Here is a 21577-nt window from a genome sequence, read left to right as displayed (position 1 = left end):
AAGAGAAAGTAGATTATCTCAACCATGCCATCAAGCTACCTTTCTCCTGCAAGCGAATTCCACCCCTGGAATTGCCAACCCACGAAGGAGAAAATCATGCGTGTTTGGTTCATCACGGGCGCATCCCGCGGCTTTGGCGCCCTCATCGCCCAAGAAGCCCTCGCCGCCGGCGACGCCGTTGTCGCTACGGCCCGCAATCCCGCCGGTCTGGCAGAGAAGTTCGGCAACCATCCGAACCTCCTGCCCGTCGCCCTCGACGTCTCGAACGAAGCGCAGGCTCATGAGGCCGCCGCGGCCGCCGTCAAGCGCTTCGGAAAGATCGATATCCTTGTCAACAATGCCGGTTACGGGCTGCTCGGCGCCGTGGAAGAAGCAACGGCCGAGGAGATCGAGAAGCTCTATGCCACCAACGTCTTTGGCCTGCTGAAGGTGACGCGCGCCATCCTGCCGCATATGCGCCGGCAGCGCTCGGGCCATGTCATCAACATGTCCTCGGTCGGCGGCTACCAGAGCCATGCCGGCTGGGGCGTCTACTGCTCGACAAAGTTCGCGGTCGAAGGCCTGTCGGAGGCAATGGCGGCGGAACTCAAGCCGCTTGGCATCAAGGTCACTGTTGTCGAACCCGGCTTCTTCCGCACCGACTTCCTTGATGAGAGCTCGCTTGCCGTCAGCCCGAGCTCGATTGCCGACTACAGGGACACGCCGGCCGGCGTCATGCGTGATTTCGCCGCCGGTCACAATCACGCCCAGCCCGGCGATCCCAAACGCCTTGCAAAATCGATGATCACGCTTGCCCATTCGGCGAACCCACCGCTGCGCATGCCCTTCGGCTCCGATACAGTTGGCGCGATCGAGGCCAAGAACGAGTATGTCGCCAAGGAACTGGCCGACTGGCGCCAACTGGCCGTCTCGACGGACTTCCCGACGGATGCCGCCTAAACACTCAGAGGCATAACGCAAAAAAGCCGGGGCAAAACCCCGGCTTTTTCTTCAGGCTTAAGCCTTCGGATAATCAGAACTTGACGCCGATACCGACCTTGACGCTCTGTTCGTCGTAGCCGCGAGAGAACCGACCGGAGTCGAGGTCGAAGTTCTTCTTGCCGTAGTCCGTGTAACGGTACTCGAGACGAGCCGTGATGTTGTTGGTGATGAAGGTTTCAGCACCTGCACCGACCGTGTAACCAACAGCCGTCTTGCTGTCAGAGGAGGTGTCGTCGGAGAGCTTGTTCTGGCCGAGTGCCAGACCGGCCGTGCCGTACAGCATGAACGGGTTGAAGTCGTAACCGAGGCGACCGCGAACCGAGCCGTTGACACCGTTCTTGGCGGTCAGGCCGTTGCGGGTGCTGTCGGCGCCGGAGTAGCCGAGGTCAGCTTCGATACCATATACGATCTGGCCCTGCTGCCAGTTGTAGCCGGTGAAGGCCTGGCCGCCCCAGGCGTAAGCGTCGCCGTTGCGGTTGAAGTGACCGGCGTTCCAGTCGCCAGCGCCACCGATGTAGAAGCCGGACCAGTTGTTGACGGCCGGAGCTGCTTCCTGGGCGACGGGCGGCTGCGGAATCTGCTCAACAGCGTCAGCAGCCTGAGCTGCGGTGTAACCGCCGAGAGCGAAAGCGGAGACCATGAGGGTCGTGATAAGAGTACGCATACTTTTCTCCTTTCAGTCCCGTGTGCCCCGCTTACTGTCCTTGACTTCGAAGCGCCACGAGCAATTAAAACATATCCCTCCCGGATCGAGGTTGAAATTGGAATGCAAATGAGGAATTGGAAGAGCCAAAATATGATATCATTGTGGCACAGACGTGGCTGAATTTCGATGTTGCTTCATCGCAACAGAGGAATTGTTAACCATAATCATCGGTTAAACTGTGTATACTTATTTTAAACTAAATATATCTCAAGTTTTACATAAGAAACCCCAAAGCGCATCATTCACTCATGCATCTTTTCATATGGTGTATCGACGCCCTATATGAGCATCGATTGGGTAACGACGAGCAAAAGGCGATCTCTTGAGCCAGGAAAAACTACGTACGGCGCTGATAACCGGCGCTTCCAAAAGAATAGGCCTGGCAATTGCCGAGGATTTGTCGGCTAATGGCTTCGCTGTGGCGTTGCATGCCAATCAGTCCCTCGCCGAGGCCGAGGAAATTGCGGCGAAACTGCGGCAAATGGGCCGGAGAGCCATTGCGATCAAGGCGGATCTGCAGAATTTGGGCGAGACCTCAACCCTTGTCGAAAGGGTTGCGGATTCTCTCGGTCCGCTCGATCTTCTGGTGAATAATGCCTCAGCCTTCCTCGGCGATTCCGCCGATCATTTTGACGAAGAAGCCTTCGAGGCGCATTTCGCAATCCATGTGCGGGCGCCGTCGATTCTGGCTGCCGATTTCGTCCGGCAGCTTCCCGAACCGCATCCGGGCCTGATCGTCAACATGGTCGATCAGCGGGTCTGGGCACTCAATCCGCGCTTCTATTCCTATACACTGTCGAAAGCCGCCCTCTGGACGGCGACTCAGACGATGGCGCAGAGCTTTGCGCCGCGTATCCGCGTCAACGCGATCGGCCCAGGCCCGACGGTGCGCAGCGTGCGGCAGACCGAAGAGGACTTTCAAGCGCAGATCGACGGCCTCATATTAAAGGCGGCGCCCGGGCTCGAAGAATTCGGCCGGACCATCCGCTTTCTTTTTGACACGCCCTCGATCACGGGCCAAATGATAGCGCTCGATGGCGGCCAGCACCTTGCCTGGGAAACGCCAGACGTGTTGGAGAGTGCAGAATGAATGGAAGAAAGCTGCCTGATGGCGGCGTTCTCTATGACGAATCAGAGGATATCGAAGACGACATCGAGGTGGAAGGCGATGCCGCAGCCTCCCCTATTGCGCCTGTCGACTGGAACGAAGGCGGAAAGAACGAGACGGGACTGCGCGGCGCCGAGCTGATCGCCGAATTCGTCAAGCGACTGCCCAACAATCCTGGCGTCTACCGCATGTTCAACGAGGCCGGCGACGTGCTTTACGTCGGCAAAGCCAGGAACCTGAAGAAGCGCGTTTCCAACTATGCCTTGGGCAAGGTGCACTCCAACCGCATCGCCCGCATGGTGCGCGAAACCGCCAATATGGAATTCGTGACCACGCGAACGGAGACGGAAGCGCTGCTGCTGGAAGCGAATCTCATCAAGCGCTTGCGTCCGCGCTTTAACGTTCTGCTGCGCGACGACAAATCCTTTCCCTATATTCTGATTACGGGCGATCATCGCGCGCCGGCGATCTTCAAGCATCGCGGCGCCCGCGCCCGCAAGGGCGACTATTTCGGCCCCTTCGCTTCGGCGGGCGCCGTCGGGCGCACCATCAATTCGCTGCAGCGCGCCTTCCTGATCCGCACCTGCACCGATAGCGTCTTCGAGACGCGCACGCGGCCCTGTCTGCTCTATCAGATCAAGCGCTGTTCCGGCCCCTGCACGCATGAGATCAGCGATGCAGGCTATGCTGAACTGGTACAGGAGGCGAAGGATTTCCTTTCCGGCAAGAGCCAGAACGTCAAGGCGCATATGGCCGAGGCGATGAATGCTGCCGCCGAAGATCTGGATTTCGAACGCGCCGCCATTTTCCGCGACCGTCTGGCGGCGCTCTCGCATGTGCAGAGCCATCAGGGCATCAACCCGGCCGGCGTCGAGGAAGCCGATGTCTTCGCCATCCACCACGAGGGCGGCATTTCCTGCATCCAGGTCTTCTTCTTCCGAACCGGACAGAACTGGGGCAACCGTGCCTATTTCCCGAAGGCCGATCCATCGCTCTCGGGTGCTGAAGTGCTGAACGCTTTCCTCGCGCAATTCTATGACGACAAGCCGGTGCCGCGGCAGATCCTGCTGTCGGAGACCATCGAGGAAATGGAGCTCCTGGCGGCTGCTCTCAGTGAGAAGGCCGGCCACAAGGTCGCGATCCTCGTGCCCCAGCGCGGCGAAAAGCGCGATCTGGTCGAGCATGTCATTGCCAATGCGCGCGAGGCGCATGGCCGCAAGCTCGCGGAAACCGCCTCGCAATCGCGGCTGCTCGAAGGCTTCAAGGAAGCTTTCAAGCTTCCCTACACGCCACAACGCATCGAGATTTACGACAACTCCCACATCATGGGCACGAATGCGGTCGGGGGCATGGTCGTGGCCGGGCCGGAAGGCTTCGTCAAAAACCAGTACCGCAAGTTCAACATCAAATCGACCGACATCACGCCGGGCGACGACTTCGGCATGATGCGCGAAGTCATGACCCGCCGTTTCTCTCGTCTCCTGAAGGAGGAAGGCAAGCCCGACCGCAGCGGCGAGACCGACGCCAGCGTCGATGCCGCCGATCGCGCCTTCCCCGCCTGGCCCGATGTCATCCTTATCGACGGCGGCCAGGGGCAAATGACGGCCGTGCGCGCCATTCTCGATGAGCTCGGGATCACCGACAGTGTCATCGCCATCGGCGTCGCCAAGGGCGTCGACCGCGAAGCCGGGCGTGAGCGCTTCTTTGCCCCTTCGCGCGAAAGCTTCTCGCTCCCGCCGCGCGATCCCGTGCTCTATTTCATCCAGCGCATGCGCGACGAGGCACACCGCTTCGCGATCGGCTCCCATCGCGCCCGGCGCAAGAAGGAGATGGTGAAGAACCCGCTCGACGAGATCGGTGGCATCGGCCCTTCGCGCAAGCGCGCGCTTCTCCAGCATTTCGGCACCGCGAAGGCCGTGTCGCGCGCCGCGCTTTCCGACCTGATGGCAGTCGAGGGCATTTCAGAAGCGGTGGCGCGTCAGGTCTATAACCATTTCCACGAGGACGCCGCGAAATAGGGAAAGCTCGTCGCAAATTCCACGCAATAGCGGTGAAAAAACAGAAACAATATTGACGATAAACTGACCAAACCATCATCTAGGGTGTGACCACCAAAAAGTGCGGAGCGGTTTTTGGGATCATACTCCATCAGACGACTTCGGCGGGATGGGATCAACAGTGCCCAATCCGGTTCGGTCGAGACAACAGAAACGAAACGATTTCCATGGCTTCGCGCGCTTACAGCATCCCCAATCTGCTCACCTACGGCCGCATTATCTGCGTACCCCTGATCGTTCTTTGCTTCTTCATCGAGGGTAAGCTGGAGGGCTCCGATTTTGCGCGCTGGGTCGCGCTCTGGATCTTCATCATCGCCTCGATCACCGATTTCCTCGACGGCTATCTCGCGCGCATCTGGAACCAGACCTCGAATATCGGCCGAATGCTCGATCCGATCGCCGACAAACTGCTGGTCTCCGCGATCCTGCTTCTAGTCGCCGCCGACGGCACCATTGCCGGCTGGTCGCTCTGGGCCGCCATCATCATCCTTTGCCGCGAAATCCTGGTTTCGGGCCTGCGTGAGTATCTGGCGGCGTTGAAGGTCAGCGTTCCCGTGACGCGCATCGCAAAATGGAAGACGACGGCCCAGCTCGTCGCCATCGCCTTCCTTCTGGCTGGGCCGGCAGGCGACAAGGTGCTACCCTACACGACAGAGATGGGCATCGTCCTGCTCTGGGTCGCAGCGCTTTTGACCATCTATACCGGCTATGATTATTTCCGGGCCGGGCTAAAGCATGTCGTGGATGAGGAATGATGACGAAACTCGTCTATTTCGCCTGGGTGCGTGAGCGGATCGGTAAGGCCGAGGAAGAGATTTCCCTGCCCGCCGATGTCGTCACCGTCGGCGATCTCCTGAGTCATTTGAAAGGCTTGGGCGAGGAATACGAGGCGGCACTTCAATTCCCCCAGGCGATCCGCGTCGCTATCAACATGGAACATGCGGAGCACGATGAGCCGATCGCCGGAGCGCGGGAGATCGGGCTCTTCCCGCCGATGACCGGGGGGTGAGGAGCGGTCGGGCGAAGCCCGAGCAATCGATCCAGTGAATCGATTGCAGCGACGAACGCCCTGAGCCTTAGCGAAGGGTCGGGAGGCACCTCAGCATGTTTGCGAAGCCGATCAAGGAAATTGCGATGATTTCACCATTCGTCAAAGTCCAGCGCGAGGATTTCGATCTCCAGGCGGAGATCGATCGGCTAGCCGCCGGGCGGCGCGATATCGGCGCTGTCGTGACCTTCTCGGGCCTCTGCCGTGACGAAGGGGGCGCGCTCGGTGCCCTCGAACTCGAACATTATCCCGGCATGGCGGAAGCGGAGATCACCCGCATCGCCAGACTAGCCATCGAGCGTTTCGAGCTTCTCGGCCTGACCGCCATCCATCGCTTTGGCAAGATCGCGCCCGGCGAGAACATCGTGCTCGTCATTGCCGCGGCACCGCATCGGCAGGCCGCCTTCGACGGCGCCAATTTCGTCATGGATTTTCTGAAGACCTCTGCTCCCTTCTGGAAGAAGGAGCACGGCAAGGATGGTACCGAAGGCGGCTGGGTTTCGGCCAAGGATGCCGACGATGCCGCGCGGGCAAAGTGGGCCGGCAACACGTAAGCTTCAAGGCACCACTCTTTCGCGCCGGCTCATAACCAGTAGCAGGACGAGCAGCGAGAAGATGACGAAGTCGCGCCACAGGAACGGGCCGTAGGCACCCCACATCGTCTCCGTCAAGCCAAGGAGCGCTGCCCCGCCCGCTGACTTCAGCGGATCGGAATAGCCGCCGACGGCCGCGATCATCAGCACCTTGAGCCCGAACATCAGCCCTGCCCCGAAATCCATCGTTCCATAGTAGGAAGTAGCCAGCAGGCCGCAGATGGTTGCGACGAGGGCTGACGCGACATAGGCCAGCAGGAAGACACGGTTGGCGCTGGCGCCGCAGAGCTCGGCAGCAAGGGAATCGTCCGTCACCGCCCGCCAGATGCGCCCCCAGCCGGTGCATTTCAGCACATAGGCGCCTGTGAGGATGACGAGGATCATCAAGGCCGTATTGAGCAGCTGGATTTCCGTCAGCGTCACGCGGAAATTGCCGCTATCCCAGAAGACGACAGCATCGTTCAGGAAGGGCGGCAGCCATATGCCACGCGTATTCGAGGCAAGCCGCGCCGTTTCCATCAGGATGATCATCATGCCGAGTGCCGCAACGATGACGGTATTCGGCGATTTTCGCGACAGCGGCAGCATGATTGCACGGCCGACGAGGAAGCTGGTGCCGATCGTGTAGCCGACGGCGACGACGGCACCGAAGGCAAAGGCGGCCGGCAGAACCAGATACATCTTGGTGTAGCCGACATCGGTAAAGAGCACGAGCATCTGGCCGGCAAAGGCGAACAACGCGCCATAGGTAATATCGGCCCGCTTCATGACCCCGAAGGCAATGGAATAGCCGAAGGCCAGCGTCGCATACAGTGCAGCGAGCGGAACGGCATTCGCCAGTTGCTGCAGAAGATAAGCCATTCCATCTCTCCGAAGAACCAGCAAATAGTAACTGGCAAAATGAATTTTACCAGTTATAATTTTCGCCATGAGTTTTTCCTGGACCCCACATCGCTTCTCCGGTGGCGCGCTCGCGCTCGATGTCGCCAACAGCGTAATCCTGCGCCATGACGACGGGCGTCGGATCGACCGCTTCGAGGCACCGGGACAGATGGATAGCTTCCCGAAGGCGGCTGCCAATTTCTGCGCGGAGCGAGCGCTCTTCGGCGATATCCTGCCCGTGAAGCGGGAAAACCGGGCCGATTTCATTGCCCTCCGCGAGTTGATCGACCGCTATTTCCGGGCACGCATTCTTGGCGAGGCTGCCGATCTGCTGCTTGCGGATCTGCTTGCGGCATTGGCGAAAGTCCTGAAACGAGCCTCATCCGGTGGGCTCGATGCCGCGACGGTGCATTCGACGCTGCGCCTCATCGCCATGCCCGATCCCGAACGAATGAAAATATGCCGCAACTGCGGCTGGCTCTTCATCGACCGCAGCAAGAACAAAAGCCGCGCCTGGTGCGACATGGCGGTTTGCGGCAACCGAGCCAAGGCTAGCCGGCACTACCGGCGCAAGAAGGAGGAGACTGCGCCATGACAATAAGAAGGATTATGCTGACAACAATAAGTGTCGGGATCATCGCCGGCCTGGCGCTGGCCGGCTGCCAGAGGAAAGACGACGAAGGCCCGACCCAGCTCACCGGTCGCCTTTTCGTCTTCAACTATCGCGTGGCGAGCGCAAGCTACATGATCACGCTCAAGAAGATCGCCCCGATCCGGGAGGGAACAAAGGCGATCGCGGAATTCGAAAATCCCGCGGGCGGCAACCCACTCGTCGTCACCCAGAAGATCTATACATTCTGGGACAAGATCACGCTGGAAAGCCCGGACCTGCACTGCGTGCGCAAGGACCGCCCCTATGCTGTCTCGATCAAGCTGGTGGATGCCAGCGACAAGACTATCCAGACGATCAAGACCGAAGTCAAATCCGATCTCGACCAGACCGTGCTGCCGACGAAACCGCTGGTCGTCGGCCCGGTCTATACCGCCAATCCGGATGTCTTCAAGGGCGATGGCAGCGCCGATTACGGGAAGGATATGGCCTGCCCGGCTTGAGAAGCAGCAGCGGGATAGTCTCCTCTTCCCACTCGCGGTAGGACAATCACATATGGGGTGATCAGCGCCGGAAATCCCTTCTCCCCTCGGGGAGAAGGAGGACGGCGGCGATTTCAGTTCATATGCGATACCCCCTGCCGCCCACGGGGAAAGGGAGTCTAATTTGCCTGCATGAAAAAAGCCGGGATGCGAGGTCCCGGCTTTCATGAGTCAATTCAAATCGTTCAGCGCTGAAGCTGAGAGGCTGATTCAGCCGACGATTTCGGTTTCGGAGAACCAGTAGGCGATTTCGACGGCAGCCGTTTCCGGAGCGTCCGAGCCGTGAACGGAGTTTTCGCCGATCGAAAGGGCGAAGGTCTTGCGGATCGTGCCTTCGGCAGCGTTGGCCGGGTTGGTCGCGCCCATGATTTCGCGGTTCTTCAGGATGGCGTTTTCGCCTTCCAGAACCTGAACGACGGTCGGGCCGGAGGTCATGCCTTCGACGAGTTCGCCGAAGAACGGACGTTCCTTGTGAACGGCGTAGAAGCCTTCAGCTTCGCGCTTGCTCATCCAGACGCGCTTGGAGGCGATGACGCGCAGGCCGTTGTCTTCAAAAACCTTGGTGATGGCGCCGGTCAGGTTGCGCTTCGTCGCATCCGGCTTGATCATCGAGAAAGTACGTTCAATCGCCATGGGTCCATTCCTTGTAATCAGAGAAAAGTGGGCGGTCTTTACCTGCCCCAAGGCCCGAAAACAAGGGGGATCGGCCAATTTCACGCCGCTGTCACAGTCCGAGCAGCTGATTCGCGATCTGCTGGGTGGCGAAGCGGCTGTCCGCCACCAAACTTCGCGATAAAATCACCACCACTATAAGAGGAGACGCATATGCTCAAACATTTCAAGATGCTTGCCGACTATAATCGCTGGGCCAATGTCCAGGTCTACAATGCCGCAGTAGACCTCAGCGACGCCGAATTTCACGAAGACCGCGGCGCCTTCTTCGGCTCGCTCCACGGAACGCTCAATCATCTGCTGATAGCGGACCGGCTGTGGATGCACCGTTTCAACGGCACTGGCGGCGTACCTGCGTCACTCGATACCGTCCTACATGACACCCTTGGAGGGCTTTACAGCTTACGGGAGGCGGAAGATCGAAATATCATTACTTGGTTGGAAACGCTCGATGCCGATGCACTTGCCTCCGACATCACCTATACCTCGATCCTGCGCCCGGGCGCCATCACCGTTCCCCTCCATGCGGCGGTATCCCATATGTTCAACCATCACACCCATCACCGCGGCCAGTGCCACACTATCCTCACATCCATGGGCAAGCCGTCACTGGTGCTGGACCTCCTGCATTTTCTGCGCAGTGAAGGACAGCACTGGATGTAGCCAAGGGGAGAACCGTCGTTTCCATCTTCGCCCAGACGTTGATCACATGCCTCATTTTGTTGCGCTGCGGCGAGGATCGGCCGTCTTGTTCATGTTCCCTTAACCTGCCGACCTGCAGATTGATAAGATATATCAGCTCACGGTCCAAAGGCAGGCATGAAGAACTCGCAGACAAGCGTTTCGGCATATTCCATCGATGACGATGAAACGGAAACCGAGCTTGAGGTTATCGGCCGCTTCATGACGCGGCTGAAGGTGAAAAACCTGCCGCGCAACTATCAGCTCTTCTATGAAGCGCTCTATGGCCAGGACCGCTGTCTTGCCGAAGAAATCGAAGCACTTGGCCCCCTTCCCCCGCAAAGCGGGCTCGACGAGATTGGCCTGAAGCATCGCCTTGTCAGCCATTGCAAGCTGGTGGCGCGCAAATCCGAGAGCGACGCGGCCGAGATGCTGCGCGAAGTCGCCGATCAGCTCGCCAAGGGGCTGATGAAAAAGCAGCATTTTGCCCGCGGGATCGACACGACTCCGCATGCCAATGCTGCACTCGACAGCCTCAATGCCTCCCTCAGCAATCTCATGCTCTATGAAACGGAGCTGACCGAGCGGCTGCGTAACTGCGCCAATCTCTCGAAATCCTCGCAGAAGGCCGGCGCCTAAGCGCCGTCCCGCTCTTGCCTTCAGCGTCGAGTTCGGCCAAAACCGCGCCATGATTTCGATTTCAGACCTTTCCGCCCGCATTGCCGGCCGCCTTCTCATCGACCATGCCAGCGTGACGCTTCCGGCGGGCACGAAGGCTGGCCTCGTCGGCAAGAACGGTGCTGGCAAATCCACGCTGTTCAGGATCATCACCGGCGATCTCGCTGCCGAGAGCGGCTCGGTCTCGATCCCCCGCAATGCCCGCATCGGCCAGGTGGCGCAGGAGGCACCCGGCACCGAGGAGCCTTTGATCGATATCGTCCTGGCAGCCGACAAGGAACGCTCCGCATTGCTTGCGGAAGCCGAGACCGCGACCGATCCGCACCGCATCGCCGATATCCAGACGCGTCTGGCCGATATCGATGCTCATTCGGCCGAAGCACGTGCCGCCAGTATCCTTGCCGGCCTCGGCTTCGACCACGAAGCGCAGAAACGCCCCGCCTCCTCCTTCTCCGGTGGCTGGCGCATGCGCGTGGCTCTCGCGGCCGTCTTGTTTTCCGAGCCGGATCTGTTGCTGCTCGACGAACCGACGAACTATCTCGACCTTGAAGGCACGCTCTGGCTGGAGGACTACATCCGCCGCTATCCGCACACGGTCATCATCATTTCGCACGACCGCGATCTGCTGAACACGGCGGTCAATTCCATCGTGCATCTCGACCAGAAGAAGCTCACCTTCTATCGCGGCTCCTACGATCAGTTCGAGCGACAGAAGGCTGAGGCCGACGAGTTGCAGATGAAGGCGAAGGCGAAGAACGATGCAGCCCGCAAGCACCTGCAGAGCTTCATCGACCGCTTCAAGGCCAAGGCCTCGAAGGCGCGGCAGGCGCAATCGCGCATCAAGGCACTGGAGCGCATGGGAACGGTCGCCGCCGTCATCGAAGACCATGTGATGGGCTTCAGTTTTCCGGAACCCGAAAAGCAGCCCGCCTCGCCGATCATCGCAATCAGCGGCGGTGCCGTCGGCTATGAGCCGGGCAAGCCGATCCTGAAACGGCTGAACCTGCGCATCGATGCCGACGACCGCATCGCGCTGCTCGGCTCCAACGGTAACGGCAAATCGACCTTCGCGAAGTTCATTTCCGGGCGGCTGGGCGCAGAAAGCGGCGAAGTCAGGCTCGCACCGAACCTGAAGATCGGCTTCTTCGCCCAACACCAGCTCGACGACCTCATCCCCAACCAGACGGCCGTCGAGCATGTCCGCCGCCGCATGCCCGAAACGCCGGAAGCGAAGGTGCGCGCCCGCGTCGCGCAGATGGGGCTGGCGACCGAAAAGATGGATACGCAGGTCAAGGATCTCTCCGGCGGCGAGAAGGCACGGCTTCTCATGGGCCTTGCCGCCTTCGACGCACCGAACCTGCTGATCCTCGACGAACCGACGAACCATCTCGATATCGACAGCCGCAACGCGCTGATCCAGGCGCTGAACGATTATTCCGGCGCCGTCATCCTGATCTCGCACGACCGTCACCTGATCGAAGCCACCGTCGATCGGCTGTGGCTGGTGCGCGACGGCACCGTCTCGACCTTCGACGGCGATCTTGAAGAATACCGCAGCCTCGTTGTTGCCAGCCCGAAAGCCAAGGACGACAAGGCCAAGGCAAATACCAGCGACGATTCCGTTTCCAAAGCGGATCAGCGCAAGCTTAATGCCGATCGGCGCGCCTCGCTGGCGCCGCTCAAGAAGAAGATCAATGAAATCGAATCCTTGACCGGCAAGCTTGAGAAACTGATTCAGGCTCTTGACGCAGAACTTGCGGACCCCGCCCTCTATGAGAAGGCACCGGCCAAGGCTGCGGAAAAGGCAAAACAGCGTGCCGATGCGGCAGAAAAGCTCGCGGCGGCCGAGGAGCAGTGGCTGGAACTTTCATCGGAATATGAGAGCGGCATGGCCAGTTGAAGCTGACCGCTTGTTAAGGAATTCGCGGCCGCTCCTAACCGATCATTAACCATAACTGCAGAATATGCGCTCAACTTTCATAGACATAGTGTTGAGCGATTCTGATGAACTACCGTGTGTTGCTGGCTGGCCTCGCCGTGTCCCTGGCTCTCGGAGGATGTGCCACGAAACCAGGCAATGAAGCGTCGCTCAAGAGCAGCTATGCCGCCGAAGAGCCGCGTCACAAGCCGCTGAAGGCCAACGATCCCATCGAGATGGAGCCGAAGAAATGGCTCGTCGCCGATCTCGAAACAAGGAGTGACCTGGCGGGCATGAATGGCCCGCACAATCTCGCCGGCCGGACGCTGGAGGTCTCGTCGCTCAAAGATATCAGGCTCGCCGACAAGGAGGTCATCCTGACCTTCGATGACGGCCCGGCTCCCGGCAAGACGGAGCGCATTCTCGCCACGCTCGACAAATTCGGCGTCAAGGCCGCCTTCATGATGGTCGGCGAAATGGCGCAGGCACATCCGGCGACGGCACGCGAGGTGCTTGCGCATGGCGATGCGATCGGCAGCCACACCTTCCGCCATCCGGATCTCGACAAGATGACCTTCGACGCGGCGATGACCGAGATCGCCCGCGGCAAGGATGCCGTCACCAAGGCGATCGGCACGGACGTTCCCTTCTTCCGCTTCCCCTATCTTGCCGACTCCAAACGCCTGCGCACGGCGATTGCCGCTCGCGACATGATCGTCATGGATGTCGATATCGACAGCAAGGATTACTTCACTTCGACCCCAGCCTCAGTGGTCGATCGCACCATGAAGCAGCTCCATCAGCGCGGCCGCGGCATCGTTCTGATGCACGACATCCACCAGCGCACGGTTAGGATGCTGCCCGTTCTCCTCAGCCGACTGGAGAATGAGGGCTACAAGGTCGTCACGCTGAAATACAAGCGCGAACCGGCCCCGGCGAGCAATATGGTCGCACAGGCCGACACAAAGATGGTCCGCTAAGGCGGGTCGACACCGAAAAATCTATGACCGATACGGGCGCGGAAGCATGGTTGCTTCAGCGCCCGTATTTTGGTTTGCTGAGGGCGACCACCACCAACAATGGAATGGCGAGCCCCATGCACCTTCACCTTGAACGCGACGACGACCCACAAACTCTGCAGTTCGTTGCAGAGAAGGATACCGAATCCGAGCGGCTGCTAATGACGCCGGAATTCGAGGCGGATCGCAACGCGATCAAGGAGATGATCGAACGCGAGGATCGGCTGATCGCCACGACCCGGCGCGGCAGCTGGCTGTTCGATTTTCATCGCAGCGCCGATCATCCGCTCGGTTGCTGGTATCGGCTGCCGGCCGATCTTACCCCTCTACCCGACGCTCCCTGGGAACCAATCTTCGATCTCGACGCCTTCTGCGCCGAGGAGGGCAGAAAATGGCTCTGGCGCGGTGCGCTCACCTGCCCCTGGGAGCCGACGCGCGTGCTGCTTTGCCTTTCCGATGGCGGCTCCGATCCCATTCGGATGCTCGAATTCGATTGCGAGACGAAGAGCATCGTCGAAGGCGGCTTCGACACGCCGGCCGTGCGCAGTCACGCGACCTGGCTCAGCCGCGACGAAATCGCCTATTTCGGCTCCATCGACCGCGAATCCTCGACGCGTTCCGGTTGGCCGCGTGTCGGCCGCCGCCTGAGGCGTGGTCAGGTGCCGTCCGATGCACCGGCACTCTATGCCGCCGATGACAGCGACATCTATGGCTCCTGTTCGGTCTTCGATCCGCAACTCGCCGGTCTGGCGACGGGAGATGCGGCTAGGCCGATCCGTATTTTTAGCGCAGGTCACGAAATCGGCAGCGCCAGCCATTTCATCGAGGATGGGGACGGTTCGCTGCGGCGGATCGACCTGCCGAAGGATGCCGAGTTCGGGTTCAACCACTCCCATCTGATCTGGCTTGCCAAGACAGACGAACGGATCCCGGCCGGCAGCCTGGCCCTGCAACCCCTGCCTCGAGAGCCCGGCAAGACCGGTATCGATGCAAGACGCATCCTGTTTTCGCCCAATGACCGACAATCGGTTTCGCAATTCCTTTTGATGCGCGAATGGTGCGTCTTCATCGTCTCGGACAATATGCAACCGCATCTCTTCGTTCTCGACCTGACGAGCGCCGATGCCGAAATCCGCGAAATCGCACTGCCTGATGATGTTCAGACGGTGTCGGTCGCCCCGCTCTATTCCGATCTGCATCTCGGTGACGACACGCTGCAGGTCTATGGCGCGGGCTTTCTGCAGCCGCCCTCCTCCTACCGGCTGGATCTTGGCGATCGCAAGGCCCCGCTTGAACTCAAGCACATTGCCAGTTCGCCGACCTATTTCGACAGCGAAGGCATGACGTCCCTCCTGCTGGAAGCTACCTCCGAGGACGGGACGAAGGTGCCCTATCATATCGTACTGCCGAAGGCCTGGACCAAGGGCGAACTGCCGGTGCTGCAATATGGCTACGGCGGCTTCGACGTCCCGCTCGGCCCATATTATTCCGGGGTCATCGGCCGCTGGCTGGAACAGGGTAACGCCTTTGTGACGGCCTATATTCGCGGCGGAGGCGAATTCGGGCCGAACTGGCATCGCGTCGCAAAAGGCCAGGGTCGCCACAGGGCATTCACGGACTTTGCCGCCGTCGCCCGCGACCTCGTCGCCCGCGGCTATACCAAGCCATCGCGCATAGCCGGCAATGGCGGCAGCAATGGAGGTTTGCTGACTGGCGTCATGGCGACACGCTATCCGCAGGATTTCGGCGCGATCTGGTGCCAGGTGCCTGTTCTGGATATGACCCGCTTCCATGTCTTCCCGGCCGGAAAAGCCTGGATCGACGAATATGGCGATCCCGACAATCCGGCTGATCGCGATTACCTGCTGAGCTATTCGCCGCTGCACAATGTCAAGCCTACCTCCGAGATCACGTATCCGTCGATCTACATCGAAAGCTCGAGCAATGACGACCGGGTTCATCCTTCGCATGCCCGGCGCTTCGCCGCCCAGCTGGAAGCGCTCGGCCATCATCCGCTGTTCCACGAATTCGGCTCGGGTGGCCATGGCGGCGACGGCGCATCAATCGAGCTCGCGACGCGCACGGCTCTGGGCTACAGTTTTTTGCGGGAGACGATCGTGAAGGGCAAAAGCCTTTAGATCACGCTTACGGCTCGCAGCAAAAATCAATGGTTGCACCAGCTTCCGATACGCTTGAAACGCGCCGAGCGGCATGATTAGCTGCGGCCGTGATCACGAAGAGCGGGCGAGTCCGCCCCGCTCGTATCCGGGGGGAGTAATAGATGGATCGTCGTTCATTTCTGCGGAAAGCCGGCGTCGCCGGCGCCGGGTCCGTGGCAGCGGCTGCAACACTTGCAGCACCGGCCATTGCGCAGAGCAATCCGAAAATCAACTGGCGCCTCACATCGTCGTTTCCGAAGTCGCTCGATACGATCTATGGCGGCGGTGAAGTGCTATCGAAATATGTTTCCGAGGCTACCGACGGCAATTTCAACATCCAGGTATTTGCAGCCGGCGAAATCGTGCCTGGCCTGCAGGCTGCAGACGCAACTTCGGCCGGAACCGTCGAAGCCTGTCATTCGGTCGCCTATTATTATTGGGGCAAAGATCCGGTCTGGGCATTGGGAGCTGCCGTTCCTTTCGCGCTCAATGCCCGTGGCATGAATGCCTGGCAATATCACGGCGGCGGCATCGATCTCTTCAATGAATTCCTGGCGACGCAGGGGCTGATCGGCTTCCCGGCCGGCAATACCGGCGTGCAGATGGGCGGCTGGTTCCGCAAGGAAATCAACACCGTTGCCGATCTCAAGGGTCTGAAGATGCGTATCGGCGGCTTTGCCGGCAAGGTGGTCGAACGCCTCGGCGTCGTGCCCCAGCAGCTCGCCGGCGGAGATATCTACCCAGCGCTCGAGAAAGGCACGATCGATGCGGCCGAATGGGTCGGCCCCTATGACGACGAGAAGCTCGGCTTCTACAAGGTAGCACCCTATTACTATTATCCCGGCTGGTGGGAAGGCGGCCCGACCGTGCATGTCATGTTCAACAAGGCGGCTTATGAAGGCCTCCCGAAGGCTTATCAATCGCTGCTGCGCACAGCCGCGCAGGCGACCGACGCCAACATGCTGCAGAAATACGACTACCTGAACCCCGCCGCCATCAAGCGGGTCGTCGCCGAAGGGGCGAAGCTCAGGCCTTTCAGCACCGAAATCTTGAATGCCTGCTTCGACAAGGCCAACGAGGTCTATGCCGAAATGGAAGCCAACAACCCGACCTTCAAAAAGATCTGGGAATCAATCAAGGGCTTCCGCGGCCAGCATTATCTCTACACTCAGGTCGCCGAATACAGCTACGACGTCTACATGATGACGCTGCAGCGCTCAGGGAAGATTTGAGCAACCGGTAGGTCCAAAAGAGAAAACCCCGGAGCGATGCTCCGGGGTTTTTCGTTGCGTCAGATCGACAAGCAGGCCGATGCAGACCGTATGCCTCAATTAAACGACGGTGGCTGGCTGAGATCGTTGGCCGGCGGGTTTGACGCGCCGCCGCCCCTATCGGCTGGCTTGCTGTCAAGCGGATTGCCCCCTGGAAGCTGCAGTCCCGGCAGGCCATTGGTATTGTCCTGGCCCGGTGCGCCGAAGCCGGGGACCTCGATCTTGATCGTGTTGGGATCGACGCCGGTGCCGGCTCCCTTGTAGTGCATGACCATCTGCGGGAACATGATCGTCAACGCCACCATCAGGATCTGAATGCCGACGAAGGGCACGGATCCCCAGTAGATCTGCCCGGTCGTGACGGGCGCGATCTGCTTGCCGGTCACCCTGTCGAGATAGGGCACGCGCGCGGCCACCGAGCGGAGATAGAACAGCGCGAAGCCGAAGGGCGGATGCATGAAGCTCGTCTGCATGTTGACGCCGAGCAGCACGCCAAACCAGATGAGATCGATGCCGAGCTTTTCGGCAGCAGGTGCCAACAACGGTACGATGATGAAGGCAAGCTCGAAGAAATCGAGAAAGAAGGCCAGCACGAAGACAAGGATGTTGACGGCAATCAGGAAGCCGACCTCCCCGCCGGGCAGCGATACCAGCAGATGCTCGACCCAGACATGGCCATTGACGCCATAGAAGGTCAGCGAAAAGACGCGCGAGCCGATGAGGATGAACAGCACGAAGGCCGAAAGCCGGGTGGTCGAGGTCAGTGCCGAACGGATGACCTCCATGTTCAGCCGGCCTTTCGCAGCGGCCATTATGAGCGCGCCCACTGCCCCCATTGCGCCGCCTTCCGTCGGCGTCGCGATGCCGAGAAAGATCGTGCCAAGCACGAGGAAGATCAGCGCCAGCGGTGGAATGAGGACGATGATGACCTGCTGGGCCAGCCGCGACATCACGTTGAGCTTCATCCCCTTATCGAGCACGGCGATCGCGTAGATGAAGGCGACGCCAACCGTTGCACCGAGAATATCGGCGTTTTCGCCATAGGCGGGCGTCAAGTAAACGTGGGCGGCATAGGCCACGCCGGCGCATATCAGCAATGCGATCAGCAAGGACGTGACGCCGGAGCCAAGCGAGCGAGCTTCCTTCGGCAATGCCGGCATGGAGTTCGGCTTCACGATCGACATAATCAATACATAGAGCATGTAGAGACCGGTCAGCACCAGGCCGGGAATCAGGGCGCCGGCATACATGTCACCGACCGAACGGCCGAGCTGGTCGGCAAGCACGATCAGGACGAGCGACGGCGGGATGATTTGCGCCAGCGTGCCGGAAGCGGCGATGACGCCGGAGGCGACCCGCCGGTCATAGCCATAGCGCAACATGATCGGTAGGGAGATCAGACCCATGGCAATGACCGAAGCGGCAACGACGCCGGTGGTGGCCGCCAGCAGTGCTCCGACGAAAATCACCGCATAGGCAAGCCCCCCGCGGATCGGCCCGAACAGCTGGCCGATCGTGTCGAGCAGGTCTTCGGCCATGCCAGATCGCTCCAGCACGATGCCCATGAAGGTGAAGAACGGGATCGCCAGCAGCGTGTCGTTCGACATCACCCCCCAGAATCGATCCGGCAACGCGTTGAGAAGCGGCCATGAGAGATTGATGGTGCCGCCCGAATAGGGTGCGAGCTCGACACCGATCCAGAAGAACAGCAGTCCGTTCGCAGCAAGCGCGAAGGCGACAGGATAGCCCAGAAGCAGGAAAATAATCAGCGAGGCGAACATGATCGGCGCCATGTTCACGGCAATGAATTCGATCATCAGCGCGCCTCCCCGGCCGGGGTTTCGACATCGAGCGGCGCATGCGTCGGCACATAGGGGGTCGGATCATCCATATCGCCGCGCATGACGGCGATCTTCTTGATGATTTCGGAGATCCCCTGCAGCGCCAGCAGAAAGAAGCCCGCCAGCAACAAGGCCTTGCCCGGCCAGATGATCAGGCCGCCGGCACTCGAGGAAACTTCCCCTGATAGGAAGGAGGTGCGGACATAGGGCACGAGATCGTAGACCATCAGCAGCACGAAAGGCATCAGGAACAGGCAGTGGCCGATGAGATCGATCCAGTGCTGCACGCGGCGCGGCAGGGAGCCGTAGATGATGTCGATGCGGATATGCTCGTTCTGGCGCAGCGTATAGGCGGCGGCGAGCATGAAGGCGGCGCCGAACAGATACCATTGCGCTTCCAGCCAGGCATTGGACGATGTGTTGAAGACCTTGCGGACAACGGCATTTCCGGCGCTGACCAAGACAGCGACCAGAATAAGCCATGAGACTGATTTTCCGACGATCTCAGTCACATAGTCCACGATTCGGCTGAAGCCGAGCAATGTTTTCATGATTTCCCCCCGCAGCGATTCTTCCCGGATCTTTTGGCTGCGCAGAGGAAGAGTGCCGATTTCAGGCTGTGAATCAAGAGCCGGCACCCGTTTTCCAAGCATGATAACGCCTGGGTACAATGATCCAAGATTGGACCTGACGGCTGCATTTGCGATTTGCCGCCCTTGCCCGCATGCGGCATTCTGATAAAGATCGCATCAATAATCATACTAATCGAGAGACACCCATGTCCCCCATCAACCTCGCTATCGTCGGTGTCGGCAAGATCGTCCGCGACCAGCATCTTCCGTCCATCGCGAACAATGCGGATTTCAAACTGATCGCTACGGCAAGTCGTCATGGCACTGTCGAAGGCATTCCCGCCTTCACGACCATCGAAGCCATGCTCGATGCTGTGCCGGAGATCGACGCCGTTTCACTTTGCATGCCGCCGCAATACCGCTATGAAGCCGCCTACAAGGCGCTGTCGGCCGGCAAGCATGTTTTCCTGGAGAAGCCGCCGGGCGCGACGCTCAGCGAAGTGGCCGATCTCGAGAACCTGGCAAAAGGTAAGGGCGTCTCGCTCTTTGCAAGCTGGCACTCGCGCTATGCGCCGGCCGTGGAGGCTGCAAAGAGCTTCCTCGCCAGCACAAATATCCGCAGCGCTCATGTGATCTGGAAGGAAGATGTCCGTCACTGGCATCCGAACCAGGAATGGATCTGGCAGGCTGGCGGTCTCGGCGTCTTCGATCCCGGCATCAATGCGCTGTCGATCGTCACCCACATTCTGCCGCCGCTCTTCCTGACCGGCGCGACGCTCGAATTCCCGGAAAACCGTGATTCGCCGATCGCGGCCGATCTGCGCTTCAAGAGCGGAACCGGCCTTCCCGTCCACGCCGAATTCGACTGGCGCCAGACCGGCAAGCAGAGCTGGGATATCGTCGCCGAAACGGACGCCGGCCAGATGCTTCTTGCCGAAGGCGGTTCCAAGCTTTCCGTCAATGGCGAGCTGAAATTCTCGGCGCCCGAGGCAGAATATCCCTCGCTCTATCGCCGCTTTGCCGAGATCGTCAAAGCCAGTACATCCGACGTCGACGTTTCGCCGCTGCGCCACGTCGCCGATGCCTTCATGCTCGGCAAGCGCAAATTCGTTGAAGCATTTTACGATTGATGAGGCTTTCCCGGTGAAGACAATGCCGCCCACGGCGTGCTAGCGTGGCGCATCGTCTTCACTGGAGAGATGCCTATGGCATCGGAGCATGAACAATCTTTTGGCCTCGGCGTCGGCAACAAGTCCGTCAAGCTCGCCGACCCGAACCAGAGCTGGCACGAAGCCTATTTGCTGGAGGAAGCTGCCATTCGCAAGGCTCTCGGCGACCTTGCCGTCGATGTCCAGCATTTCGGCAGCACGTCGATCCCAACGATAAAAGCCAAGCCGATCATCGATATTGCCGTTGGTGTGCGGCGCTTCGAGGATGGGCTTGCCTGTGTCGAGCCCATGGCCTCCATCGGCTACGTCTATGCCGGCAGCAATATCGTGCCGGACGACCATATTTTCGGCCGAGACATAGAAGGGGACACCCGCACGCATCTCGTGCATGTGGTCGAATATGGCGGCCCGACCTGGCGCAACTTCCTCATCTTTCGCGACCGGTTGCGTAGAGAACCGGATCTGGCGCATGCCTATGAGGCACTGAAGATCGAGCTTGCGGCAAAATATGCCAATGATCGCGCATCCTATACGGCAGCGAAGAAGGATTTCATTCAGAAGATCCTGTCGGAAGGCGCGTAGCTCTTCACGAGGGGAAAAAGGTCAGGCCTTCTTCTCCCACCGGCCGTCCTGCGTCTGCTGCCAATAGGTGAGGTTATGCCCCTCGCCTTTCAGGCGTTTCCATTGGGCCCGCGCGCTTTCCAACTGTTCCTGATCGTAACCGTCGAACATCAGCACGACACGCTGATAGGCTCCGACATCCGTCACCTCAGCGCCGTCGATGAAGAAACGTACGGTGGCATCATTTATATTATCAGGCGAAATCGTCAGCAGCACGGGCTGGCGACTTGCCATCTCATCTTCATCGGTGCCATGCGGCAGAAAGCTGTCCTCGCGATAGGTCCAGAGATGGCTGTCAAGGAGATCGCACCTAGCCGGCTCGCGCATCTGCACAGCCACCTGCCAGCCGCGTTCGACACTCTTGTCGATCAGCGGCGGCAGGGCGTCTTCAAGCTTCGATTCCGTCAGATGATAGAAGAGAACGTCGGTCATGACGCCTCTTCTAAAGC

At 59.8% G+C, this 21577-nt stretch carries 22 protein-coding genes; 16 read left to right on the top strand and 6 right to left on the bottom strand.

Translation table 11 applies throughout. The features are described from left to right. Positions 1 to 96: 96 nt before the first annotated feature. Positions 97 to 939 (top strand): oxidoreductase, encoded by an 843-nt coding sequence (locus tag AC13RC_RS03645; RefSeq protein ID WP_488556517.1) that lies wholly within the window; start codon positions 97 to 99, stop codon positions 937 to 939. Between the two features lie 73 nt (positions 940 to 1012). On the opposite strand, the gene AC13RC_RS03640 is transcribed toward AC13RC_RS03645, so the two are convergent. Continuing rightward, positions 1013 to 1645 (bottom strand): outer membrane protein, encoded by a 633-nt coding sequence (locus tag AC13RC_RS03640; protein ID WP_113329062.1) that lies wholly within the window; start codon positions 1643 to 1645, stop codon positions 1013 to 1015. Between the two features lie 364 nt (positions 1646 to 2009). On the opposite strand from AC13RC_RS03640, the gene AC13RC_RS03635 reads away from it, so the two are divergent. The 5 genes from AC13RC_RS03635 to AC13RC_RS03615 all read left to right on the top strand — a co-directional run bounded on the left by AC13RC_RS03635 (position 2010) and on the right by AC13RC_RS03615 (position 6454). Then, a complete protein-coding gene (locus AC13RC_RS03635) occupies positions 2010 to 2777 on the top strand; it encodes an SDR family oxidoreductase (RefSeq protein WP_488556516.1) in 768 nt (255 codons plus the stop codon). Then, on the top strand, positions 2774 to 4813 hold the full coding sequence (gene uvrC, locus AC13RC_RS03630) for an excinuclease ABC subunit UvrC (protein WP_488556515.1): 2040 nt from the start codon (positions 2774 to 2776) through the stop codon (positions 4811 to 4813). Before AC13RC_RS03635 ends, uvrC begins: the two co-directional genes overlap by 4 nt. 206 nt (positions 4814 to 5019) lie before the next feature. Continuing rightward, positions 5020 to 5607, top strand: coding sequence for a CDP-diacylglycerol--glycerol-3-phosphate 3-phosphatidyltransferase (gene pgsA, locus AC13RC_RS03625; RefSeq protein ID WP_069616214.1), 588 nt, complete (start codon positions 5020 to 5022; stop codon positions 5605 to 5607). Further along, positions 5607 to 5861: a molybdopterin converting factor subunit 1 gene (gene moaD / locus AC13RC_RS03620; protein ID WP_069616328.1), complete on the top strand. Its 255-nt coding sequence runs from the start codon at positions 5607 to 5609 to the stop codon at positions 5859 to 5861. The genes pgsA and moaD overlap by 1 nt, the downstream gene beginning before the upstream one ends. 125 nt (positions 5862 to 5986) lie before the next feature. Beyond that, positions 5987 to 6454 carry a molybdenum cofactor biosynthesis protein MoaE gene (locus AC13RC_RS03615; RefSeq protein WP_113329138.1) on the top strand — a complete coding sequence of 156 codons (468 nt, stop codon included), beginning with the start codon at positions 5987 to 5989 and terminating at the stop codon, positions 6452 to 6454. A 3-nt stretch (positions 6455 to 6457) separates the two neighbouring features. On the opposite strand, the gene AC13RC_RS03610 is transcribed toward AC13RC_RS03615, so the two are convergent. Continuing rightward, entirely contained in the window at positions 6458 to 7354 is an 897-nt protein-coding gene (locus tag AC13RC_RS03610) for a branched-chain amino acid ABC transporter permease (RefSeq protein ID WP_488556514.1), read from the bottom strand. Between the two features lie 67 nt (positions 7355 to 7421). Here AC13RC_RS03610 and AC13RC_RS03605 point away from each other — a divergent pair, with 67 nt between their 5' ends. Both AC13RC_RS03605 and AC13RC_RS03600 read left to right on the top strand, forming a co-directional pair. Continuing rightward, positions 7422 to 7970: a CGNR zinc finger domain-containing protein gene (locus tag AC13RC_RS03605; RefSeq protein WP_488556513.1), complete on the top strand. Its 549-nt coding sequence runs from the start codon at positions 7422 to 7424 to the stop codon at positions 7968 to 7970. Further along, positions 7967 to 8488 (top strand): hypothetical protein, encoded by a 522-nt coding sequence (locus AC13RC_RS03600; RefSeq protein ID WP_488556512.1) that lies wholly within the window; start codon positions 7967 to 7969, stop codon positions 8486 to 8488. Before AC13RC_RS03605 ends, AC13RC_RS03600 begins: the two co-directional genes overlap by 4 nt. Before the next feature lie 249 nt (positions 8489 to 8737). On the opposite strand, the gene ndk is transcribed toward AC13RC_RS03600, so the two are convergent. Continuing rightward, positions 8738 to 9160 carry a nucleoside-diphosphate kinase gene (ndk, locus tag AC13RC_RS03595; protein ID WP_069616210.1) on the bottom strand — a complete coding sequence of 141 codons (423 nt, stop codon included), beginning with the start codon at positions 9158 to 9160 and terminating at the stop codon, positions 8738 to 8740. A 192-nt stretch (positions 9161 to 9352) separates the two neighbouring features. Between ndk and AC13RC_RS03590 the strand changes: the two genes are divergently transcribed. From AC13RC_RS03590 to AC13RC_RS03565, 6 genes are all read left to right on the top strand, one after another. Next, positions 9353 to 9862, top strand: a complete 510-nt coding sequence (locus AC13RC_RS03590) for a DinB family protein (protein WP_488556511.1) — start codon at positions 9353 to 9355, stop codon at positions 9860 to 9862. A 156-nt stretch (positions 9863 to 10018) separates the two neighbouring features. Next, a complete protein-coding gene (locus AC13RC_RS03585; RefSeq protein ID WP_488556510.1) occupies positions 10019 to 10519 on the top strand; it encodes a hypothetical protein in 501 nt (166 codons plus the stop codon). A 49-nt stretch (positions 10520 to 10568) separates the two neighbouring features. Further along, the gene (locus AC13RC_RS03580; protein ID WP_488556509.1) at positions 10569 to 12458 is read left to right on the top strand and encodes an ABC-F family ATP-binding cassette domain-containing protein; all 1890 of its coding nucleotides are present in this window, start codon (positions 10569 to 10571) and stop codon (positions 12456 to 12458) included. A 104-nt stretch (positions 12459 to 12562) separates the two neighbouring features. Further along, a complete protein-coding gene (locus AC13RC_RS03575) occupies positions 12563 to 13456 on the top strand; it encodes a polysaccharide deacetylase family protein (RefSeq protein WP_113329071.1) in 894 nt (297 codons plus the stop codon). A 116-nt stretch (positions 13457 to 13572) separates the two neighbouring features. Next, complete coding sequence (locus tag AC13RC_RS03570; protein WP_152096027.1) at positions 13573 to 15633, top strand: prolyl oligopeptidase family serine peptidase; 2061 nt, start codon at positions 13573 to 13575, stop codon at positions 15631 to 15633. A gap of 143 nt (positions 15634 to 15776) precedes the next feature. Next, positions 15777 to 16886 (top strand): TRAP transporter substrate-binding protein, encoded by a 1110-nt coding sequence (locus tag AC13RC_RS03565; RefSeq protein WP_069616205.1) that lies wholly within the window; start codon positions 15777 to 15779, stop codon positions 16884 to 16886. A 95-nt stretch (positions 16887 to 16981) separates the two neighbouring features. On the opposite strand, the gene AC13RC_RS03560 is transcribed toward AC13RC_RS03565, so the two are convergent. Together AC13RC_RS03560 and AC13RC_RS03555 are read right to left on the bottom strand one after the other, a co-directional pair. Next, on the bottom strand, positions 16982 to 18742 hold the full coding sequence (locus tag AC13RC_RS03560) for a TRAP transporter large permease (protein ID WP_488556508.1): 1761 nt from the start codon (positions 18740 to 18742) through the stop codon (positions 16982 to 16984). Further along, a complete protein-coding gene (locus AC13RC_RS03555) occupies positions 18742 to 19317 on the bottom strand; it encodes a TRAP transporter small permease subunit (RefSeq protein WP_488556507.1) in 576 nt (191 codons plus the stop codon). Before AC13RC_RS03555 ends, AC13RC_RS03560 begins: the two co-directional genes overlap by 1 nt. 227 nt (positions 19318 to 19544) lie before the next feature. Here AC13RC_RS03555 and AC13RC_RS03550 point away from each other — a divergent pair, with 227 nt between their 5' ends. Beyond that, complete coding sequence (locus AC13RC_RS03550) at positions 19545 to 20468, top strand: Gfo/Idh/MocA family protein (RefSeq protein WP_488556506.1); 924 nt, start codon at positions 19545 to 19547, stop codon at positions 20466 to 20468. Between the two features lie 75 nt (positions 20469 to 20543). Continuing rightward, the gene (locus tag AC13RC_RS03545) at positions 20544 to 21089 is read left to right on the top strand and encodes a GrpB family protein (protein ID WP_183811695.1); all 546 of its coding nucleotides are present in this window, start codon (positions 20544 to 20546) and stop codon (positions 21087 to 21089) included. A 21-nt stretch (positions 21090 to 21110) separates the two neighbouring features. Here AC13RC_RS03545 and AC13RC_RS03540 read toward each other — a convergent pair whose 3' ends face one another. Next, entirely contained in the window at positions 21111 to 21560 is a 450-nt protein-coding gene (locus tag AC13RC_RS03540) for a DNA polymerase III subunit chi (RefSeq protein WP_488556505.1), read from the bottom strand. Between the last annotated feature and the right edge of the window lie 17 nt (positions 21561 to 21577).

This window comes from Martinezella sp. CNPSo 3890 (assembly GCF_057784455.1).
This window is presented reverse-complemented; position numbering and strand designations above follow the sequence as displayed.

What these genes read in the sequence shown, in the direction of transcription:
- AC13RC_RS03645 (WP_488556517.1), top strand. Translation starts at nt 97, where the DNA reads ATGCGTGTTTGGTTCATCACGGGCGCATCCCGCGGCTTTGGCGCCCTC.
- AC13RC_RS03640 (WP_113329062.1), bottom strand. Translation starts at nt 1,645, where the DNA reads ATGCGTACTCTTATCACGACCCTCATGGTCTCCGCTTTCGCTCTCGGC.
- uvrC (WP_488556515.1), top strand. Translation starts at nt 2,774, where the DNA reads ATGAATGGAAGAAAGCTGCCTGATGGCGGCGTTCTCTATGACGAATCA.
- pgsA (WP_069616214.1), top strand. Translation starts at nt 5,020, where the DNA reads ATGGCTTCGCGCGCTTACAGCATCCCCAATCTGCTCACCTACGGCCGC.
- moaD (WP_069616328.1), top strand. Translation starts at nt 5,607, where the DNA reads ATGACGAAACTCGTCTATTTCGCCTGGGTGCGTGAGCGGATCGGTAAG.
- AC13RC_RS03615 (WP_113329138.1), top strand. Translation starts at nt 5,987, where the DNA reads ATGATTTCACCATTCGTCAAAGTCCAGCGCGAGGATTTCGATCTCCAG.
- AC13RC_RS03610 (WP_488556514.1), bottom strand. Translation starts at nt 7,354, where the DNA reads ATGGCTTATCTTCTGCAGCAACTGGCGAATGCCGTTCCGCTCGCTGCA.
- AC13RC_RS03605 (WP_488556513.1), top strand. Translation starts at nt 7,422, where the DNA reads ATGAGTTTTTCCTGGACCCCACATCGCTTCTCCGGTGGCGCGCTCGCG.
- AC13RC_RS03600 (WP_488556512.1), top strand. Translation starts at nt 7,967, where the DNA reads ATGACAATAAGAAGGATTATGCTGACAACAATAAGTGTCGGGATCATC.
- ndk (WP_069616210.1), bottom strand. Translation starts at nt 9,160, where the DNA reads ATGGCGATTGAACGTACTTTCTCGATGATCAAGCCGGATGCGACGAAG.
- AC13RC_RS03590 (WP_488556511.1), top strand. Translation starts at nt 9,353, where the DNA reads ATGCTCAAACATTTCAAGATGCTTGCCGACTATAATCGCTGGGCCAAT.
- AC13RC_RS03585 (WP_488556510.1), top strand. Translation starts at nt 10,019, where the DNA reads ATGAAGAACTCGCAGACAAGCGTTTCGGCATATTCCATCGATGACGAT.
- AC13RC_RS03580 (WP_488556509.1), top strand. Translation starts at nt 10,569, where the DNA reads ATGATTTCGATTTCAGACCTTTCCGCCCGCATTGCCGGCCGCCTTCTC.
- AC13RC_RS03575 (WP_113329071.1), top strand. Translation starts at nt 12,563, where the DNA reads ATGAACTACCGTGTGTTGCTGGCTGGCCTCGCCGTGTCCCTGGCTCTC.
- AC13RC_RS03570 (WP_152096027.1), top strand. Translation starts at nt 13,573, where the DNA reads ATGCACCTTCACCTTGAACGCGACGACGACCCACAAACTCTGCAGTTC.
- AC13RC_RS03565 (WP_069616205.1), top strand. Translation starts at nt 15,777, where the DNA reads ATGGATCGTCGTTCATTTCTGCGGAAAGCCGGCGTCGCCGGCGCCGGG.
- AC13RC_RS03560 (WP_488556508.1), bottom strand. Translation starts at nt 18,742, where the DNA reads ATGATCGAATTCATTGCCGTGAACATGGCGCCGATCATGTTCGCCTCG.
- AC13RC_RS03555 (WP_488556507.1), bottom strand. Translation starts at nt 19,317, where the DNA reads ATGAAAACATTGCTCGGCTTCAGCCGAATCGTGGACTATGTGACTGAG.
- AC13RC_RS03550 (WP_488556506.1), top strand. Translation starts at nt 19,545, where the DNA reads ATGTCCCCCATCAACCTCGCTATCGTCGGTGTCGGCAAGATCGTCCGC.
- AC13RC_RS03545 (WP_183811695.1), top strand. Translation starts at nt 20,544, where the DNA reads ATGGCATCGGAGCATGAACAATCTTTTGGCCTCGGCGTCGGCAACAAG.
- AC13RC_RS03540 (WP_488556505.1), bottom strand. Translation starts at nt 21,560, where the DNA reads ATGACCGACGTTCTCTTCTATCATCTGACGGAATCGAAGCTTGAAGAC.